This is a genomic window from Stutzerimonas nitrititolerans (assembly GCF_003696285.1).
In the GTDB taxonomy this organism is placed as follows: Bacteria; Pseudomonadota; Gammaproteobacteria; order Pseudomonadales; family Pseudomonadaceae; genus Stutzerimonas; species Stutzerimonas nitrititolerans.
Genome location: NZ_RFFL01000012.1, coordinates 17641 through 35697 on the forward strand (window position 1 = coordinate 17641; position 18057 = coordinate 35697).

Genomic DNA, 18057 nt, shown 5'->3' on the forward strand with positions numbered 1-18057 from the left:
CGCCGCATGGCGCCATTTGCCGCCGCAACCCTTCGGGCCGGGCCTGTTTTTTCGCGAGGCGGCGTTACTCGTCGCTTATTTGGAATGACCAAACTTCGCTTCTCGCGCCTTGCCTCGCGAAAAAACAGGCTCCGGCGCGGCCGCGTACGAAACGGGAACAGACCCTAGCGCCATGCACGGCCGTTACGGCGCGACCAGGACCAGCGCCAGGATGGATCAGGCCGGCAGGCCTTCGTGCAGCAACGCGATCTGCCCGGCCTCGACCAGTGCCGTCAGCGGCTTCGGCCTGCCCAGGAAATAGCCCTGCACCGCCGCGCAGCCCATGTCTCGTAACAGTTCCAGCTGGCCAGGCGTCTCGATGCCCTCGGCCAGGACGGGAATGTCCAGGCTACGCCCCAGGGCCAGCACGGCGGAAATGATCGCGCGGGCCTGGGGGTTTTCCTCGATGCTGGGCATGAAAGAGCGGTCGGTCTTGATCTTGTCGAACGGGAAAGAGCGCAGGATATCCAGCGATGAATAACCGGTACCGAAATCGTCCAGGGCGATGCTGACACCCAACGCCTTGATGCGCGTGAGCATCGCCAGCGCCTTGTCACGGTCGGCGAAGATGCTCGATTCGGTCAGTTCCAGCTCCAGGCGCGCGGGGGCCAGCCCTGTCTCGTCGAGAATACGCCGCACCAGGCTCGGCAGGTCGTCATGGATGAACTGCATGGGCGACAGGTTGACCGCCACGCTACAGGGATGCATCCAGCGTGCCGCGTCCTGGCAGGCCTTGCGCAGTACCCATTCGCCGAGAAGCAGAATGGTGGTGTCGCGCTCGGCGAGGGGAATGAACTCGCTCGGCGGAATACTGCCCCGGGTCGGGTGCTGCCAGCGCAGCAACGCTTCGTAGCCACGGACGCGCCCGGTCGCGATATCGATCTGCTGCTGGTAGTGCACCTGCAGCTGGTCATGCTCGATGGCGGCGCGCAGCTCGCTGGCCAATGACTGGCGCAGACGCACCCGTTCATCCATCGCCGGTTCGTAGAAACACACCTGCTGGCCCAGCTCGCGCTTGGCCCGGTACATCGCCAGGTCGGCATTGCCGAGCAGGCTTTCCTTGGTGTGGCCATCCTGCGGGTAAACCGCGCCGCCCAGGCTGGCGCCCAGGTTGAACAGCCCGAAGGAAGTCGGCATGGGTTGGTTGATCACATCCTGCAGTTTCTCGGCGAACAGGCTCAGCTCCTCCACGCTGTGCATGCGCAGCACGGCCGCGAACTCGTCACCAGAGAGGCGCGCCAGATGCACATGTTCGTCATCGAGGGCCTTGAAGCGCTGGCCGAGCAGCCGCAGCACCTCGTCGCCGGCCGCATGGCCGTGCAGGTCGTTCACGGCCTTGAAGCCATCCAGGTCGATGTACAGCAGTCCGACCTGGCCCCCGGCAATCTGCGCGCGGGCCAGCTCGTGTTCCAGATGGTTGTTGAAGCTTTCGCGGTTGGGCAACCCTGTCAGTGCATCGTTCATGGCCAGGAAATGCAGACGCCTGACCGACTCCAGCCGCACGCTGTCGTCGATCAGGTAGCTCGCCAGCCCGGCGCCGAAGATCAGCAGGGTCACGCCCGCCACGGCAAAGGCCAGCGCCTGGATGGCCGGCGGATTGGTCAGCTCGTGCTCAAGCAGCAACGGCGACACGCCGAAGCCGGCCATTCCGGTGAAGTGCAGCGATACCGTCGCCAGGCTGAGCACCAGCGCGGGTACCCAGCCACCGCGAAGTCGATGCGCGAGATGGAACGCCAGCGCCCCGAGCCCCACCGCCAGGAGGATGGAAGCGACCACGTAGCCCATGTCCCAGACCACCAGCCCCTGTACGCGGTAGGCCAGCATGCCGAGGTAATGCATCGCCGAGATGCTCAACCCGAACAGCCCGCCGCCATAAGCCGGCGCCAATCGCCATTTGCTCAGCATGGCGATCAGCAGCCCCGCCGAAGCGCCGAGCATGGCCACCAGCAGCGACAGCGAGGTCAGCGCCGGGTCCAGCTCGATGGGGAGACCGGGTCGATAGCCCAGCATCGCGACGAAGTGCGTCGACCAGATGGTCGCGCCCGCCGTACCGGCGCCCAGAACGCACCAGCCGGCTTTCTGTACGCCTTGGGTATGTTGCGCACGGCGATACAGCCGCATGGTGATGAAGGTGCCCAGCAGGCACAACAGCGCAGCCATGATCACCAACCCCGGATGATGCAGGTCGGCGATACAGCTGTAGATCTGATACATGCTTCCCTAATCCAAGCCCCGAACGGAGCGATTGCAGTAATAGCGGCGCGATTCTAGCGGCGGGCGGCAGAAAGAAGGCATTGAAATTGCCAATCCAATGATAGCACTAGGCTATCAACCCAATGAAAGGCATCTGCCGAACGGCTTTCAATGCCTGCTGGTCGCTCGTTCACCTTGCTCAGCAGCGCAACCCGAGCAGCGATGCGGATTGGCGGAGCAGCCTCAGGGCGCGGGTGACGCAGCGAGCCTGATGCCAAAGGCGACGAAGATGCCGCCTGTCAGCCGATCCAGCACCTTGACCGCCGATGGCTGCCGCAGAAACCGGCCCAGGGAGACCGTGGCCGCGATCAGCACAGCGAACCAGGCGAGCGTCAACGCGATATGCAGGCAGGCGAGGAAAAAGGAATAGCTTGCAACGCCAGCCCCGGCGGGCACGAACTGCGGCAGGAAGGTGACATAGAACACCCCGACCTTGGGGTTGAGCAGATTGGTCAGGAAGCCTCGCCAGAACGCATCGCCGCTTCGCGAATACGCTTCGCCAGCCGTCGATTCGAGTGTCGCTCGTGGTTTGAGCAACAACCTGGCACCCAGCCAGACCAGATAGAGGGCGCCGGCGAACTTGACGAGGGTATACGCCATCTCGGATGCGCGCAGCAGCGCGCCAAGCCCAAGCGATACCGCGGCCCCCCAGATCAGGCAGCCCAGGGCGATGCCAAGGGACGCCATGAGCGCCTGCCGCCGTCCATCCACCGTCGCCGCCCGCAGCACGATGGCGGTATCCACCCCAGGCGTAACCGTGAGCAGAAAAGCGGCCGAGATGAAGGCGAGGAGCAGATGATTGTCCATGTCGCGAAGGGATCGTCAGTTATCGGGGTTGGTCACTTTAGGTACGTGCTCGGGCTGCGGTCAAACCCATCGCCCAGGAGCCGACCGGCGACTGATCAGAATGCCATCGGACTAGCATCCCGGCAGCCTTCGTGCGTTAAATCGACGTTTTCACAGCTGCCAGGAGCACGCATGAGCAACGCAAGACAGGCCCAGCATCCCATCTCCCCCGCCTTCACCGCACGCTGGTCGCCACGTGCCTTCGATGGCCGACCGTTGACGCAGGAACAGCTGCGGTCACTGTTCGAAGCTGCGCGCTGGACGCCCTCGGCTGTCAACTTCCAGCCATGGCGCTTCTGCTACGCCTTGGCCGGCACGCCGCTGTTCGAGGATTTCGTCGGCCTGCTGGTAGAGTCCAACCAGGTCTGGGCCAGGCATGCCGGCGCGCTGGTGGCGGTGCTGTCACAAACCACCCGTACCGGCACGGATGGCGAGGAAAAGCCCTTCGCCAGCCATGCCTTCGACACCGGAGCGGCCTGGATGAACCTGGCCATGCAGGCTCATGACATGGGCCTGGCTACCCATGCCATGGGCGGCTTCGATGCCGACCGCGCACGGCAATACCTCAAACCGCCGGCAAATATGGCCATCAATGCCTTCGTCGCCATCGGCTATCGCGGCGACGCCAGCGCGCTGCCCGAAGCGTTGCAGGCGCGCGAGCAGGCCAGCGACCGCACCCCGCAGGAACAGTGGGTATTCGAAGGCCCGATGGCCTGACGGCGCAGTGGCTGACAACCGCCACGGCATGGACGATGTATGATCACGCCCCGTTCATCAGGGGGGTGATCATGTCGCGCGACTGGCTGGAGCAGAACCAGGTCAGCCTGTATTTCGTCGCGGTGGCCGTGGCGGCCATCGCCGGGCTGAACTCTGCGGCCTTTGCCGGGCTTGCGGCGGCGGCCATCACACCGGCGATCGCCGTGCTGATGTACGCGATGTTCCTGCAGATTCCCTTCCTCGAACTTCGCCAGCCTTTGGCCAATCGCCGTTTCCTCGGCGCGCTGCTGCTCGCCAACTTCGTGCTGGTCCCGCTGCTGGTCTGGCTGCTGACCCTGCCGCTGGCGTCGAACAAGGCCCTGCTGGCCGGCGCACTGCTGGTACTGCTGACGCCTTGTATCGACTACGTGGTGGTCTTCACCCACCTGGGCAAGGGCGATTCCCGTCTGGTGCTCGCGGCAACACCACTGTTGTTGCTGCTCCAGCTTCTGCTGCTGCCGCTGTATCTCCAGGTGATGCTCGGCGCGCAGGCCGGCGCGGTCATCGATATACGGCCTTTTGCAGAGGCCTTCGTGCTGCTGATCGTCATTCCGCTGCTAGCAGCCGTGGCCACGGAATTCGGCGGGCGGCGCTCCGCCCTGCTCCGCTCATGGAGCGCTGGCTGGGCCTGGCTGCCGGTGCCGGCGATGGCGGCGGTCCTGATCGTCGTTGTCGGATCGCAGATCGGAGCCGTGACGGCGCAGTTCGAAGTCCTGGCGCCGCTGCTGCCGGTGTACGGAGCGTTCCTGTTGCTGGCACCTGTTCTCGGTTTTTTCAGCGCCAGGCTGTTCGGCCTGAACACCACGGCGACCCGAGCCGTCGCGTTCAGCGCGGCCACGCGTAACTCCCTGGTGGTGCTGCCCCTGGCGCTGGCCCTGCCGGAATCTATCCGCGGGCTCGCCGCGGCAGCCGTAATCTGCCAGACCCTGATGGAACTGATCGGCGAACTGGTCTACCTGAAGGCGATTCCCGCCCTGATAAAGGGGCGCTAGCGGCTTGTCAGAACTGTCGGAACAGCGCCGCCGTCACGATGCCGGCGGCGATCGCGGGCAACGGCTTCTTCACCACCAGCATGGTGATGGCCGTGCTCAGCAATGCCAGCCGTGCGCCGTTGTCCCCTTCGAGCGCCATGGGTGCGAGCAGCGCCACCAGCACGGAACCGGACATGGCGCCGATGAAGCGCCTGACCCGCTGGCCGATGGGCACGAACGCCATCACATAGACTCCGCCCCAGCGGGTCGCCAGTGTCACCACCGCCATCAGCAACACCAGCACCAGTGCGCCGAAGCCTGTCGGCTCAATGCTCATCGGTCTTCTCCATCCAGAAGGCACCGGCCAGCCCGCCCGCCAGTGCCCCCACCACGACATGGCTGTTCTCCGGCAGATACCGGTAGGCCAGCAGCGAGGTGCAGGCGGCGATGATCCAGATCATCAGCAGCCGCAGGTTCTTCTCCCCACCCACCACCATGGCCAGCAGGAAGCAGCCCATCACCATGTCCAGCCCCAAGCTGCGCGGATCGCGAATGGCCCCGCCGAAGTGGACGCCCAGCCAGGTGCCCAGCACCCAGAATGCCCACAACGCTATACCGCCCCCGAACAGGATGCCCATGCCCGGCTGACCGCGCGCGAACGCCTGCAAGGACATCGCCCAGTTGGCATCCGAGGCCAGCAGCATGACGCCATAGCGCCTGCGCGGCGGCAGATGGCGCAGCCACGGATAGAGCGTCGCCCCCATCAGCAGGTGCCGCGCATTGATGGCGAACACGGTGATCGCCAGCGTGAAGACCGGGACCTGACTCCCCCACAACTCCAGCGCCGCGAACTGCGAGGCGCCGGCGAACACCAGCGTGCTCATGGCCATGATCAGCGAGTTATCCAGGCCCACCTGGACGGCTGCCAGCCCGAAGGCCGCGCCAAAAATCGTGACGAACACGGACAGGGGGACGAGTTGCCTGAAGCCGGTCCAGACCATCCGGCGGTCGAATTCATGCAGTTGGGTTTCGGCGTCGGACATGTGCAACCTTGTGTTCGGGGCGGTTGAAACGTCGCACTATGCGCCAGGCGCACAGATCGAGAAAAACGCATAATTCGCTTGTATGCTATTCGCTAAACAAATGGATGAGCATACCCATGACCTTCCAGGACCTCCAGATCGACTGGTTGAAATGCTTCGTTGCCGTGGTGGATGCGGGCTCCCTGTCCGGCGCGGCGCCTCACGTACACCGCTCCCAATCCGCCGTCAGCATGCAGCTCAGAAAGCTCGAGGCCGCCCTGGATTGCCAGCTGCTGATACGCGGCCCCCGGCAGCACCAGCTCACCCCGCAAGGGCAGATGCTGTTGGGCTATGCGCGGCGGATGCTCGACCTGCATGCCGAGACCCAGGCGGCTTTCCACGGAGAGGAGCTGAGCGGGCGCATTCGCCTGGGCGTCCCGGATGACTATGCCGCGCGCTATCTCACGCCGGTGCTCAAGCGCTTCGCGCCCCACCACGGGGCAGTGGAGATCGAGCTGGACTGCGAGCAGTCGACCTCGCTGATCCCCCGCGTCGAGCGCGGCGATCTGGATCTGGCACTGGTCTCCCGAGACCATCCCCGTCACGGCACGCTGTTGTTCCACGAGCCGATGGTGTGGGTCGGCGCCACCCAGTTCCAGCTCTGGCAACGCGACCCGCTGCCCATCGCCGTCTACGAAGACACCAGCCTGGCCAGACGCAGCGCCATCCGCTCCCTGGCGCTGCAGGGGCGCCGCTACAAGGTGGTGTACAACAGCTCCAGCCTGGCGGGCCAGATCGCGGCGGTCGAAAGCGGCCTGGCCATCGCCGCACTGACCCGCTGCAGCGCGCCGTCGCACCTGGAAATACACGGTAGCGAGCAGGGCCTGGGCCCGCTCGAGCCGATGGAAGTCGCCGTGTATCGAAGCCGGGCCTCACAGGGCTCCAAGGCCGTGGACAGCCTGCACGATCTGCTGATCAGAACGCTGAGGCTTTCGGGTACCTAGGGACTGTTGCCGTTTCGCCGCGAGCCGCGTTGCTGCGAGAAATGGCGCCAGGTTAGGCGTAGGACGCAGGTAATGGCCTCGGCCGGCCGCGTCATTCCCTTGCCAAGTCCTACAACGACAGCTGGCGTCATTTCCCGCGCAACCCTTCGGGCCGGGCCTGTTTTTACGCGATGCGGCGTTATTCGTCGTTCATTTGGAATGACCAAACTTCTCTCCTCATGCCTTGCCTCGCGTAAAAACAGGCGCCGGCGCGGCCGCGGACGAAATGGCAACAGACCCTAGTGGCGAAGGACATCCGCCTTGGCCCTTGCGCTACCTCCTCCGCAACGCCCTCACCCCCTCCACCACCAGCACCGCGATTGCCGCCCAGATCGCGCCATAAGTCAGCCACTGATCAGGCGCGATGCTTTCGCCGAGCAGCAGCGCCACCACCACCAGCAGCACCGGTTCGACGTAGCTGAGCAAGCCGAACAAGGCGAGGTTGAGGCGGGTGGCGATGATCATCAGGGCCAGCGCCAGCGCGCTGAGCGCGCCCAACCCGAAGATCAGCAGCTGCAGGCGCGGACGTTCGATGACCTGTTGCAGGGTGGCGCTGTCGCCCACGGCAAAGGCGGCGGCCACCGGCAGACTGATGACCAGGTCGAGCCACAGGCCGCCGAGGTTGGCCGTGCCTATCTTGCGGCGCAGGATGAAGTAACAGGGATAGCCGAGGGCGACCGCCAGCACTGGCCAGGACAGCGAAGAGGCCAGCAGCAGTTCGTTGCCGACACCGACGGCTGCCAGCACGCAGGCCAGGCGTTGCAGGCGGCTGATCGCCTCGCCGAAGACCAGCCGCCCGGTGAGTACCAGGGTCAGCGGCAGCAGAAAGTAGCCGAGGGAGACGTCCAGTCCGTGGCCGTTGATCGGCGCCCACATGAACAGCCAGAGCTGCAAGCCGACCAATGCCGAGGACAACGGCAACGCAAACCATAGCCGCGGTTCGGCGGCCAGGCGTGCAAAGATCTGGCGAACCTCGCCCCAGCGCCCGAAGCCCAGGAGCAGCAGCGCCAGGCAAGGCGCGGTAAGCAGGATGCGCCAGCCGTAGATCTGCTGGCCGTCCAGCGGTTCGAGCAGCGAGGTGTAGTAGTACAGCGTGGCGAAGAGCACCGAGGCCCCGACCGAGCTGGCCACGCCCGGCAGACTGTTACGGCTTTGCATGCAAGGTTTCCCAATTCACAACGTCTTTAGCGTTCGGCCGTAGGGTCGAATCATTCGGCCAAGGTTGCAAAAGGCCGAACAAGTTCGGCCCTACGGATTGCGATCCAACCGAGAGGGTCCGATCCGGCGCGCCCCGTACAAGCTGCTAAGGCTCGACCTGACTCCACTGCTTGTTCAGCCGCTTGTCCGACACCGGCATCTTCGTCCCGAGCTGCTGCGCCCAGAGCGAGACGCGGTATTCCTCCAGCATCCAGCGGTACTGGATCAGCTCCGGATCGCGCTTGCCTTCCTGCTGGTGCTTCTTCAGCCGGGCCTGGTATTGCTCCCAATAACCCGCCAGCTCGCCGGACCATACCCGATCACGCTGCAGTTGGGCGCCGATCTTCTCGAAGCGCTGCTCGATGGCCTTCAGATAGCGCGGGTATTCCCTGAGCCACTGCGCCGGTGTTTCGCGGACGAAGCCGGGATAGACGAGATTGCCGAGCTGCGCCTTGATATCGTTGAGCGCCACCGCCTGGGCCAGGTCGATGCGGCCCTTGAAGCGTTTCTGCAGGCCGTGCCAATGCTTGAGGATGTCCAACACCAGGCGCGCCAGGCGCTCGGCGTGGCCGGTCCAGTCGCCGCGTCTTTTCTCGGCCAGCGAAGCCAGGGCGGCGCCGTCGCGCGGCAACGGGGTTTCGCCGTCGAGAATGCAGCTTTCCAGGCTCGCCAGCAGGATGTCCTCGACCAACGCATCGACCCTGCCCATGTCGCGATAGAGCAGGCCCAGCTCGGTAAGCCCTGGCAGCTTGCTGCGCAGGTATTTCGCCGGCTCGGCCAGTTGCTGCAGCAGCAGGCGTTGCAGCGCACGGCGGTGCTGGTATTCGGCTTCGGCCTGGGTCGGGAAGCGTCCTTCCTTGACCACCCCGCCCTCTTCCACCAGCGCCGGGTAGACCGTCATCGACAGCCCGGCGACCTTCTGTTGCGCCGTTTCGGCGACCTCGGCGAAGCCCCTGGCCTCGACTGGCTTCTGCTCGGCCTTCCGTTGCGCCGGCACCAGTGCGGCCTGGCTGGCCTCGTTGAAACGCGCGGTGAGTTCGGCCAGATCGCGGCCTTCGCCGAGGAACTTGCCGCGCGCATCCACCACTTCGATGTTCATCTTCAGATGGCTGTCCAGCCCGGCGGCGGCTTCGGCCCAGGCTTCATCGGGCACGCGGGCGCCGGTCATGCGCAGCAGTTCGCGGCCCAGCGCCTCGGGCAGCGCGCCGTCGCCGAAGGTGATCTTGCCCAGCGCCGCACCGACGAAATCCGGCACCGGCACGAAATTCTTGCGGATCGCCTTAGGCAGGTTGCGCACCAGCGCCACGGCCTTGGCCTCGATCAGGCCCGGCACCAGCCAGTCGAGCCGCTCGGCGCGCAGCTGCGGCAGCAGCGGCGCCGGCACGCGCAGGGTCACACCGTCGCGCGGGTGGTTGGGCTCGAAGTGATAGTCCAGAGGCAACTGCAGCTCGCCGATGCGCAGGGTGTCGGGGTACTGCGCGGCAGTGACTTCGCGAGCATCGCGGGCCAGCACGTCTTCCTCGAGCATGACCAGCAGTTGCGGGTTCTTCTGGCTCTCGCGCTTGTACCAGTTCTCGAAGCTGGCGGTCTGGTAGATATCCGTCGGCAGGCGCGCTTCGTAGTAGGCGTAGAGGGTTTCCTCGTCGGCGAGAATGTCGCGGCGGCGCGCCTTGGCTTCCAGCTCGTCCATGCGTTCGAGCAGTTGTCGGTTGGCCGATAGCGCCCGGGCGCGGCTGTTGATCTCGCCGCGCACCAGGCCCTCGCGGATGAACAGCTCGCGTGCCGCCAGCGGATCGACCGGGCCGTAGTGCACCGGGCGCTTGCCCACCACGATCAGCCCGTAGAGCGTGACCTGCTCATAGGCCACCACCTGGCCGCGCTTCTTCTCCCAGTGCGGCTCGAAGTGGTTCTTCTTGATCAGGTGCCCGGCCAGCGGCTCGATCCAGTCCGGCTCGATCTTCGCCACCATGCGGGCGAACAGCTTGGTGGTCTCCACCAGCTCGGCGGCCATGATCCAACTGGGCTTCTTGCGGCCGATCACGCTGGAGGGATGAATCCAGAAGCGCCGCTGGCGCGCACCGAGGAAGTCGCCCTCCTCGGTCTTGTGGCCGATCTGGCTGAGCAGGCCGGCAAGAATGGCCTTGTGCACCGCGGCGTAGCTCTTGGCCTTCTGCGCGGCCTCGCTGGCTTCGGCCTGCTGGCGGAGGATGACGTTGACCTTGGTGTCTTTGGTTGGGGCGAGTTGGGAGGCGGCCTCGGGCGAACGCGTGGAAGAGGCTTCGCCGTCTTCCACCCTACGGGAACCGGATTTTGCGTAGGGGGGATGGCCGGAGCCATCCACCGCCTTGCCCGCGCCCAGTTTGAGCTCACGGGCGATCAGGGTGAGCTGGCGATGGGCATCGCGCCATTCACGCAGACGCAGATAGTTGAGGAAATTCTTCCGGCACCAGCTACGCAGCGGATTGGAGCCCAGCTCCTGGCGCTTCTCCTCGAAACCGCGCCAGAGGTTGATCAGCGCGGCGAAGTCCGAATCGGGGTCCTTCCACTGCGCGTGCGCCTGATCGGCCTGCTGCTGGCGATCGGCCGGACGCTCGCGCACGTCCTGCACCGAGAGCGCGCTGGCGACGATCAGCACCTCGGCCAGGCTGCCCTGCTGCGCCGCTTCCAGCATCATGCGGCCCAGCCGCGGGTCGATGGGCAGGCGCGCCAGCTGCCGGCCGAGCGGCGTCAGCTGGTTCTCGCGGTTGACCGCCGAAAGCTCCTGCAACAGGTTGAAGCCGTCGCTGATGGCCTTGCCGTCCGGCGGCTCGATGAAGGGGAAATCCTGTATGTCGCCCAGGCGCAGGTGCAGCATCTGCAGGATCACCGCCGCAAGGTTGGTGCGCAGGATTTCCGGGTCGGTGAACTCCGGGCGGCTGAGAAAATCCTCCTCGCTGTACAGGCGAATGCAGATACCCGGCTCGACCCGTCCACAGCGGCCCTTGCGCTGGTTGGCGCTGGCCTGGGACACCGCCTCGATGGGCAGCCGCTGGACCTTGGCGCGGTAGCTGTAGCGGCTGATGCGCGCGGTGCCGGAGTCGATCACGTAGCGGATGCCCGGTACGGTGAGCGAGGTTTCCGCGACGTTGGTGGCCAGCACGATCTTGCGGCCAGCGGCGGGCTTGAAGATTTTCTGCTGCTCGCCCGGCGTCAGGCGCGCATACAGCGGCAGCACCTCGGTGAAGCGCAGGCTGGCCTTGCGCAGCATCTCGGCGGCCTCCCGGATTTCCCGCTCGCCGGGCAGGAACACCAGCACGTCGCCGGGGCGCTTGCCGACGGTTTTCTCGTGGGTTTCGATTTCATCCAGCGCGGCGAGAATGCCCTGATCGACAGTCAGATCGTCCTCGACGCGGTTGCCATCCTCGTCGGTCTCGGCAGCCAGCGGCCGGTACCAGGTTTCCACCGGGTAGGTGCGGCCGGAGACTTCGATGATCGGGGCATCCGGAAGGCCGGCCCCACTGAAATGTTTCGAGAAGCGCTCAAGGTCGATGGTCGCCGAAGTGATGATGACTTTCAGATCAGGCCGGCGCGGCAGCAGCGTCTTGAGGAAGCCCAGCAGGAAGTCGATGTTCAGCGAGCGCTCGTGGGCCTCGTCGACGATGAGGGTGTCGTACTTCTCCAGGAAGCGATCGTGCTGGGTCTCCGCCAGCAGGATGCCGTCGGTCATCAGCTTGATCAGCGTGCGCTCGGTGCTCTGGTCCTCGAAGCGCACCTGATAGCCGACCAGCTCGCCCAGCGGCGCGCCGATTTCCTCGGCCACGCGGCTGGCGACGCTGCGCGCGGCGAGGCGACGGGGTTGGGTGTGGCCGATCAGTCCGTGGACGCCACGGCCGATTTCCAGGCAGATCTTCGGCAACTGAGTGGTCTTGCCCGAGCCGGTCTCGCCGGCGATCACCAGTACCTGATGCTTCTCCAGCGCCGCCTTGATCTCGTCGCGCTTGGCGGCGATCGGCAGAGCATCGTCGTAGCGGATGGTCGGCACGCTCTGCCGGCGCGTCTCGACCTTGGCCGCCGAAGCCTGGAAGCGCTCGAGCCACTGGGCGAGTTTGCTCTCGTCCGGTTTTTTCCTCAGCTCGTGCAGCTGCCGGCGCAGGCGATGCCGGTCGGCGCTGAAGGCCTGGTCGAGGTTCTTGTGCAGGGTATCGAAGGCGGGCGTTGCGTCGGTCATGGACAGCCGTGGGGCAATTCGTGAAGGGCGCGATTGTCGCAGATTTGCAGCGCCCCGCGTCGATCCGCTGGGCGGCGACCATGGCCGCCTCCTGCGAACCCGGCGACGGCCAGGCGGCCGCCGCCCTCGATGCCGATCAGACCCGGAACTGACCGACCATCCGCTGCAGGCTCTCGGCCAGCGCGTTGAGTTCCCGCGAGGTCTGTGCGCTCTCGGCGGCTTCGCTGGCCACGCCATCCACCGCATCGGCGATGTGATGCACGCTGCGGTTGATCTCCTCGGCGACTGCGGTCTGCTCTTCGGCCGCGCTGGCGATCTGCGCGTTCATCGAGTTGATGGTGCCGATCAGCGCAGCGATGGCATCCAGCGACGCACCGGCCTGGTTGGACTGCTCGCGGGTGCTCTCGCCCTGCTCGCTCGCATGCTGCATGCCGGCAACTGTCCTGGCCGTGGTGCTCTGCAGGCGATCGACCATGCCCTGGATCTCCACCGTGCTCTGCTGCGTGCGGCTTGCCAGCGCGCGTACCTCATCGGCAACCACCGCGAAACCACGTCCGGCTTCACCGGCACGCGCTGCCTCGATGGCCGCGTTGAGTGCCAGCAGGTTGGTCTGCTCGGCTACCGCACGAATCACGTCGAGCACCCCGACGATGCCCTGCACATCCTTGCGCAAGCCATCGAGCGACTCACCGCTCTCGCGCAATTCGCCGACCAGCGCGTGAATCTGCTGCACGCTGCCGTCCACCACCCGCTTGGCGGCCTGGCCCTGCTGATCGGTTTCCTGCGCCGCTTCAGCCGCACGCTGTGCGCTCATCGCCACTTCATGGGCCGCCGCGGACATTTCGTTGATGGCGGTGGCTACCTGATCGGTTTCATGCCGCTGAGCCGCCATCGCCTGTTCGGAGCGCTGCGCCTGGCTGGCGACCGCACCGACCAGCCCGGCGAGCTGGGTGGTGGTACCGGCCACCTGCTGAACCAGGGAATGGATCTTCTCGACGAAGCGGTTGAAGGAGCGCGCCAGGTCACCCAGCTCATCGGAGCTGGTCACCGGCAGACGCTGAGTCAGGTCGCCGTCGCCCTGGGCCATGTCGTCCAGGTTGTTCTTGATCAGCATCAGCGGGCGCAGCAGCGCATTGCTCATCAGCAGCGCCAGCAGCCCCATCAGCGCCAGCAGCACGACGGCCGAGCCGAGCATGATCATCACCAGGGCGTCGATCCGCTCCTGGAATTCCGCACGCGCAGCCTGCACGTCACGCTCGACGCCGTCGAGGTTCAACGAAGTACCGAACACCATGTCCCACTTCGGGAGATGCTCCGCATACCCCACCTTCGGAACCAGGGTGGTGCCGTCACCCAGCACAAAGCTGTAATCGACGTAATGGCTACCGTTCTGGCCGGCCTTGACCAGCTCGCGTATCGCATAGACCCCGTTGGGGTCGCGGTAATCGTAGAAGCTCTCGCCGATCCTGTCCCGGGTGTCGCCCTGGAGAATGCGCGCCGCCTTGCCGTCATAGCCCCAGAAGTAGCCATCCTTGCCGTAGGACATTTTTTCGAGAATGGCGACCGCCTCGTCGCGCGCCTTCCGGTCGCCCTGCACAGAACGCTCATGGAGTGGCCCGACAACCCTGAGCGCCAGCTCGACGTAATGCTTGAGTTCAGCGCGGCGGTCCTGAGTCAGGCTCTGTCGGGTCTGTTCTTCCTGTTGCTCGGCAAGCTCCTGCAGCTTGTAGACAGTGATACCGCTAAGCAGGATGGCCAATAGCAGGATAGGCCCAAGGGCCAGCAGAAGAAGTTTCGTCCGAAGTCGCAGATTGAGCAGCATTTCTTGTCTTCCTGAACGTGGAGCCGTGATGGCCTAAAAGCGACGATATCGAAGGGTCGCTTAAGCTTGTCGGCGGGTAGCACGGCTTATTTACCCCGCCGAACGAAATAACCTTGTCAGATTCAGGAGGCATGCCAGACATGAAAAAGCCCCGCGCAGACACTCTGGCGGGGCTTTAGGCTATCGCTCGGATCAGCTGGCGGCGGCGAGCTTCTTCAGCTCCTCGTCGCGCAGTTCGCGACGCAGGATCTTGCCGACGTTGGTGGTCGGCAGGCTCTCGCGGAACTCTACGTACTTGGGTCGCTTGTAGCCGGTGACGTTGTCGTGCATGTGCTGCATGACCTGCTCCTTGGTCAGGCTTTCGCCGGGCCGGGTTACCACGAATAGCTTGATCGCCTCGCCCGCCCGCTCGTCCGGCACGCCGATGGCGGCACACTGCAGCACGCCCGGCAGGGTCGCGAGCACGTCTTCCAGTTCGTTGGGATAGACGTTGAAGCCAGAGACCAGAATCATGTCCTTCTTGCGATCGACGATGCGCATGTAGCCGTCGTCCTGGATGATGGCGATGTCGCCCGTCTTCAGCCAGCCTTCCGCATCGAGCACTTCGGCGGTCGCTTCCGGACGCTGCCAGTAGCCCTTCATCACCTGCGGGCCCTTCACGCAGAGCTCGCCGATGGCGCCTACCGGCAGATCGTTGCCCTCGTCGTCGATGACCTTGCAGCGAGTCGACGGCATGGGGATGCCGATGGTGCCGATCTGGTTGTTCTGGAAAGGATTGACCGACACCACCGGCGCGGTTTCGGTCATGCCGTAGCCTTCGCAGATGGTGCAGCCGGTGACCGCCTGCCAGCGTTCGGCCGTTGCCAGCTGCAACGCCATGCCGCCGGAGAAGGTGGCCTTCAGGCCGGAGAAATCCAGCTTGCGGAAATCCTCGCTGTTGCACAGCGCGACGAACAGGGTGTTCAGGCCGACGAAACCGGTGAAGCGATACTTGCCCAGATCCTTGATGAAGGCCGGCAGATCGCGCGGGTTGGTGATCAACACGTTGTGCGCGCCGATCAGCATCATGGTCATGCAATGGAAGGTGAAGGCGTAAATATGGTACAGCGGCAGCGGCGCGACCATGGTTTCACAGCCCAGGCCCAGCTCCGAGCCCATCAAACCACGGCACTGCAGCATGTTGGCGATGATGTTGCGATGGGTCAGCATCGCGCCCTTGGCCACACCCGTGGTGCCGCCCGTGTACTGCAGCACGGCGACGTCGTCGCTCTGCGGGCTGGCTTCCTGTACCGCCTTGTCCCGACCGCGGGCCATGGCATCGGTGAAGCGGGTCGCGCCGGGCAGGCTGTAGGCCGGCACCATCTTCTTCACATGCTTGACCACGGCATTGACCAGCATACGCTTGAGCGTGGGCAGCATGTCGCCGACTTCGGTGATGACGACGTGCCTGATGCCGGTTTTCGGCAGCACTTCCTCAGCCAGGTGCGCCATGTTGGCCAGGCAGACCAGGGCCTTGGCGCCCGAGTCGTTGAACTGGTGCTCCATTTCCCGCGCGGTGTACAGCGGATTGGTGTTGACCACGATCAGGCCGGCGCGCATGGCGCCGAACACGACGATGGGGTACTGGAGCAGGTTGGGCAGCTGAACGGCGATACGATCGCCCGGTTGCAGGTCGGTGTTCTGTTGCAGGTAGGCCGCAAAATCACCGGACAGCTTGTAAAGCTCGCCGTAGGTCAGGGTCTTGCCGAGGTTGCTGAAGGCCGGCTTGTCCGCGAAACGCTCGCAGGACTGTCTGAGGACAGCCTGGATGTTCTGGTACTCATCAGGATCGATCTCGCTGTTGATCCCGACAGGATATTTATCCTTCCAGAAGTTTTCGGTCATGAAACCCTACTCCTAAGCGACAGCTTTACTGCCAAATGACAGCTGTTTTGTTGTGTTTTGTTAACTTTTGTACCGTAATTCCGGGCAAAAAGCGGATTCGAGGTTAGCAGCTTTGAAACCAGCCGAATAGAGTCCGCAGCGAGTCAAAACGACATAAAGTGACCAATCAATAGCGATTGGTCACTTCAAAAAATGGCAGGAACTTGCGATTTTTTCCGGAGTTCAGGCCAGATCGCGTAGCTCTCGGCGAAGGATCTTGCCAACCGGAGTCATCGGCAAGGAATCACGGAAAACGTAATGGCGCGGCACTTTATAGCCGGTGAAGTTTTCCCTGCAATATGCCTGCAGGGCTTCGACAGTGAGGGCCGCATCGCTGGGTACCACGAACAGCTTCACCACTTCCCCGGATTTTTCGTCCGCCACCCCGATCGCGGCACAAGCGGCGACCTGCGGATGCGCCATCACCACGTCCTCGATCTCGTTCGGATAGACGTTGAACCCCGAGACGATGATCAGATCCTTCTTGCGATCGACGATGCGCACGAAGCCATCGGTATCGATGACGGCGATATCGCCGGTTTTCAGCCAGCCTTCGCCATCCAGCACTTCCTCGGTCGCTTCCGGTCGCTGCCAGTAGCCCTTCATCACCTGCGGCCCTTTCACGCAGAGCTCGCCGCGCTCTCCCAGCGGCAGCTCGTTCCCCTCGTCGTCGATCACCTTGAGCAGAGTGCCCGGCACCGGCAGCCCGACGGTTCCCGGACGCATCATCGCACCGTGCGGGTTGGCACAGACCACCGGTGAGGTCTCGGTGAGGCCGTAGCCCTCGCCCACCTGGCAGCCGGTGATTTGCCTCCAGCGGTCCGCCACGGCGGAAACCAGTGCGGTGCCGCCGGAGTTGGTCGCCTTCAGGCCGGAGAAATCGATTCGGTTGAAGTCGCGGTGCGCCATCAACGCGACGAACAGGGTGTTGAGCCCGAGGAAGGCGGTGAACCGCCAGCGCTGCAATTCCTTGACGAAGCCGTCGATGTCGCGGGGATTGGTGATCAGCACGTTGTGGTTGCCGGTCACCATCATGCACATGCAATTCACGGTGAAGGCGTAGATGTGATAGAGCGGCAGCGGTGCGATCATCACTTCCTGCCCTTCGCGAACGACCGGGTGACCGTCCTCGCCAAGCTGCTGCATGTTGGCCCGCACCTGCTGCATGTTGGCCACCAGGTTGCCATGGGTCAGCATGGCGCCCTTGGCCACGCCGGTGGTGCCGCCTGTGTATTGCAGCACCGCCACCTGGTCGAGACTCAGCGGTACCGGCCGGAGGCTGTGCCGAGCGCCGTCGTGCAGCGCCTGTTTGAAGGACACCGCCTGTGGCAGGCGATATTCCGGCACCATCTTCTTCACATGCTTGACCGCGGCGTTGACCAGCAGGCCCTTCAATGCCGGCAGCATGTCGCCGATTCGTGCCTCGACGAGAAACTCGATATCGGTATCGGGCAACACCTCCTGTACCAGCTTGCCGAAGGTATTGAGGTAGACCAGCGCCCGGGCACCCGAATCCTTGAACTGATGGCGCATTTCCCGCGCGGTGTACAGCGGGTTGGTGTTGACCACGATCAGCCCGGCACGCAAGGCGCCGAACACGGCGATCGGATACTGCAGGAGATTAGGCATCTGCACGGCGATGCGATCGCCGGGCTTGAGGTCGGTGTGATTCTGCAACCAGGCGGCAAAGGCCGCTGAGTAGCGCTCCAGATCGGCATAGCTGAGCGTAACGCCCATGTTGCTGAAAGCCGGGCAGTTCGCGAAGGTCTTGCAGGAGCGCTCGAAAACTTCCACTGCCGAGCAGTAGGTACCCATATCCACATCGTTGGGCACGCCGGCAGGACGTTTGTCATTCCAGAAGTCAGGTTGCATTGTTATTGGCCTCTTTACCTGAGAGTGGGCTGGCACGAACTTAACAGCTCCATGCCAGCAGACAATAGCCGCACCGGCGTAATCAGTGACGTGAATCTTCCATCAG

Annotated in this window: 12 protein-coding genes; 3 read left to right on the top strand and 9 right to left on the bottom strand. The window is 64.3% G+C overall.

Annotated elements, in window-relative coordinates:
• Positions 1 to 216: 216 nt before the first annotated feature.
• The gene (locus EA795_RS15130) at positions 217 to 2253 is read right to left on the bottom strand and encodes a putative bifunctional diguanylate cyclase/phosphodiesterase (protein ID WP_122078219.1); all 2037 of its coding nucleotides are present in this window, start codon (positions 2251 to 2253) and stop codon (positions 217 to 219) included.
• A 222-nt stretch (positions 2254 to 2475) separates the two neighbouring features.
• Positions 2476 to 3099, bottom strand: a complete 624-nt coding sequence (locus tag EA795_RS15135; protein ID WP_122078221.1) for a LysE family translocator — start codon at positions 3097 to 3099, stop codon at positions 2476 to 2478.
• A gap of 171 nt (positions 3100 to 3270) precedes the next feature.
• On the opposite strand from EA795_RS15135, the gene EA795_RS15140 reads away from it, so the two are divergent.
• Both EA795_RS15140 and EA795_RS15145 read left to right on the top strand, forming a co-directional pair.
• Entirely contained in the window at positions 3271 to 3855 is a 585-nt protein-coding gene (locus tag EA795_RS15140; RefSeq protein ID WP_058073653.1) for a nitroreductase family protein, read from the top strand.
• Between the two features lie 71 nt (positions 3856 to 3926).
• Positions 3927 to 4886, top strand: coding sequence for an arsenic resistance protein (locus EA795_RS15145; protein WP_122078317.1), 960 nt, complete (start codon positions 3927 to 3929; stop codon positions 4884 to 4886).
• Between the two features lie 7 nt (positions 4887 to 4893).
• On the opposite strand, the gene EA795_RS15150 is transcribed toward EA795_RS15145, so the two are convergent.
• Both EA795_RS15150 and EA795_RS15155 read right to left on the bottom strand, forming a co-directional pair.
• Positions 4894 to 5202, bottom strand: coding sequence for an AzlD family protein (locus EA795_RS15150; RefSeq protein ID WP_014851907.1), 309 nt, complete (start codon positions 5200 to 5202; stop codon positions 4894 to 4896).
• Positions 5192 to 5908: an AzlC family ABC transporter permease gene (locus tag EA795_RS15155; protein ID WP_014851906.1), complete on the bottom strand. Its 717-nt coding sequence runs from the start codon at positions 5906 to 5908 to the stop codon at positions 5192 to 5194. The genes EA795_RS15150 and EA795_RS15155 overlap by 11 nt, the downstream gene beginning before the upstream one ends.
• Positions 5909 to 6024: 116 nt before the next feature.
• Between EA795_RS15155 and EA795_RS15160 the strand changes: the two genes are divergently transcribed.
• Positions 6025 to 6891: a LysR family transcriptional regulator gene (locus tag EA795_RS15160; protein ID WP_014851905.1), complete on the top strand. Its 867-nt coding sequence runs from the start codon at positions 6025 to 6027 to the stop codon at positions 6889 to 6891.
• Between the two features lie 312 nt (positions 6892 to 7203).
• Here the strand turns inward: EA795_RS15160 and rarD are convergent, their stop codons facing one another.
• From rarD to fadD2, 5 genes are all read right to left on the bottom strand, one after another.
• A complete protein-coding gene (rarD, locus tag EA795_RS15165) occupies positions 7204 to 8088 on the bottom strand; it encodes an EamA family transporter RarD (protein ID WP_122078222.1) in 885 nt (294 codons plus the stop codon).
• A gap of 145 nt (positions 8089 to 8233) precedes the next feature.
• Complete coding sequence (hrpA, locus tag EA795_RS15170) at positions 8234 to 12334, bottom strand: ATP-dependent RNA helicase HrpA (RefSeq protein ID WP_122078224.1); 4101 nt, start codon at positions 12332 to 12334, stop codon at positions 8234 to 8236.
• Positions 12335 to 12470: 136 nt separating this feature from the next.
• On the bottom strand, positions 12471 to 14156 hold the full coding sequence (locus EA795_RS15175) for a methyl-accepting chemotaxis protein CtpM (protein WP_122078226.1): 1686 nt from the start codon (positions 14154 to 14156) through the stop codon (positions 12471 to 12473).
• A 192-nt stretch (positions 14157 to 14348) separates the two neighbouring features.
• The gene (gene fadD1, locus EA795_RS15180; RefSeq protein WP_014851901.1) at positions 14349 to 16040 is read right to left on the bottom strand and encodes a long-chain-fatty-acid--CoA ligase FadD1; all 1692 of its coding nucleotides are present in this window, start codon (positions 16038 to 16040) and stop codon (positions 14349 to 14351) included.
• Positions 16041 to 16262: 222 nt separating this feature from the next.
• Positions 16263 to 17951, bottom strand: coding sequence for a long-chain-fatty-acid--CoA ligase FadD2 (fadD2, locus tag EA795_RS15185; protein ID WP_122078227.1), 1689 nt, complete (start codon positions 17949 to 17951; stop codon positions 16263 to 16265).
• Between the last annotated feature and the right edge of the window lie 106 nt (positions 17952 to 18057).

What these genes read in the sequence shown, in the direction of transcription:
- EA795_RS15150 (WP_014851907.1), bottom strand. Translation starts at nt 5,202, where the DNA reads ATGAGCATTGAGCCGACAGGCTTCGGCGCACTGGTGCTGGTGTTGCTG.
- fadD2 (WP_122078227.1), bottom strand. Translation starts at nt 17,951, where the DNA reads ATGCAACCTGACTTCTGGAATGACAAACGTCCTGCCGGCGTGCCCAAC.
- EA795_RS15135 (WP_122078221.1), bottom strand. Translation starts at nt 3,099, where the DNA reads ATGGACAATCATCTGCTCCTCGCCTTCATCTCGGCCGCTTTTCTGCTC.
- EA795_RS15160 (WP_014851905.1), top strand. Translation starts at nt 6,025, where the DNA reads ATGACCTTCCAGGACCTCCAGATCGACTGGTTGAAATGCTTCGTTGCC.
- EA795_RS15140 (WP_058073653.1), top strand. Translation starts at nt 3,271, where the DNA reads ATGAGCAACGCAAGACAGGCCCAGCATCCCATCTCCCCCGCCTTCACC.
- EA795_RS15145 (WP_122078317.1), top strand. Translation starts at nt 3,927, where the DNA reads ATGTCGCGCGACTGGCTGGAGCAGAACCAGGTCAGCCTGTATTTCGTC.
- rarD (WP_122078222.1), bottom strand. Translation starts at nt 8,088, where the DNA reads ATGCAAAGCCGTAACAGTCTGCCGGGCGTGGCCAGCTCGGTCGGGGCC.
- EA795_RS15155 (WP_014851906.1), bottom strand. Translation starts at nt 5,908, where the DNA reads ATGTCCGACGCCGAAACCCAACTGCATGAATTCGACCGCCGGATGGTC.
- EA795_RS15175 (WP_122078226.1), bottom strand. Translation starts at nt 14,156, where the DNA reads ATGCTGCTCAATCTGCGACTTCGGACGAAACTTCTTCTGCTGGCCCTT.
- hrpA (WP_122078224.1), bottom strand. Translation starts at nt 12,334, where the DNA reads ATGACCGACGCAACGCCCGCCTTCGATACCCTGCACAAGAACCTCGAC.
- EA795_RS15130 (WP_122078219.1), bottom strand. Translation starts at nt 2,253, where the DNA reads ATGTATCAGATCTACAGCTGTATCGCCGACCTGCATCATCCGGGGTTG.
- fadD1 (WP_014851901.1), bottom strand. Translation starts at nt 16,040, where the DNA reads ATGACCGAAAACTTCTGGAAGGATAAATATCCTGTCGGGATCAACAGC.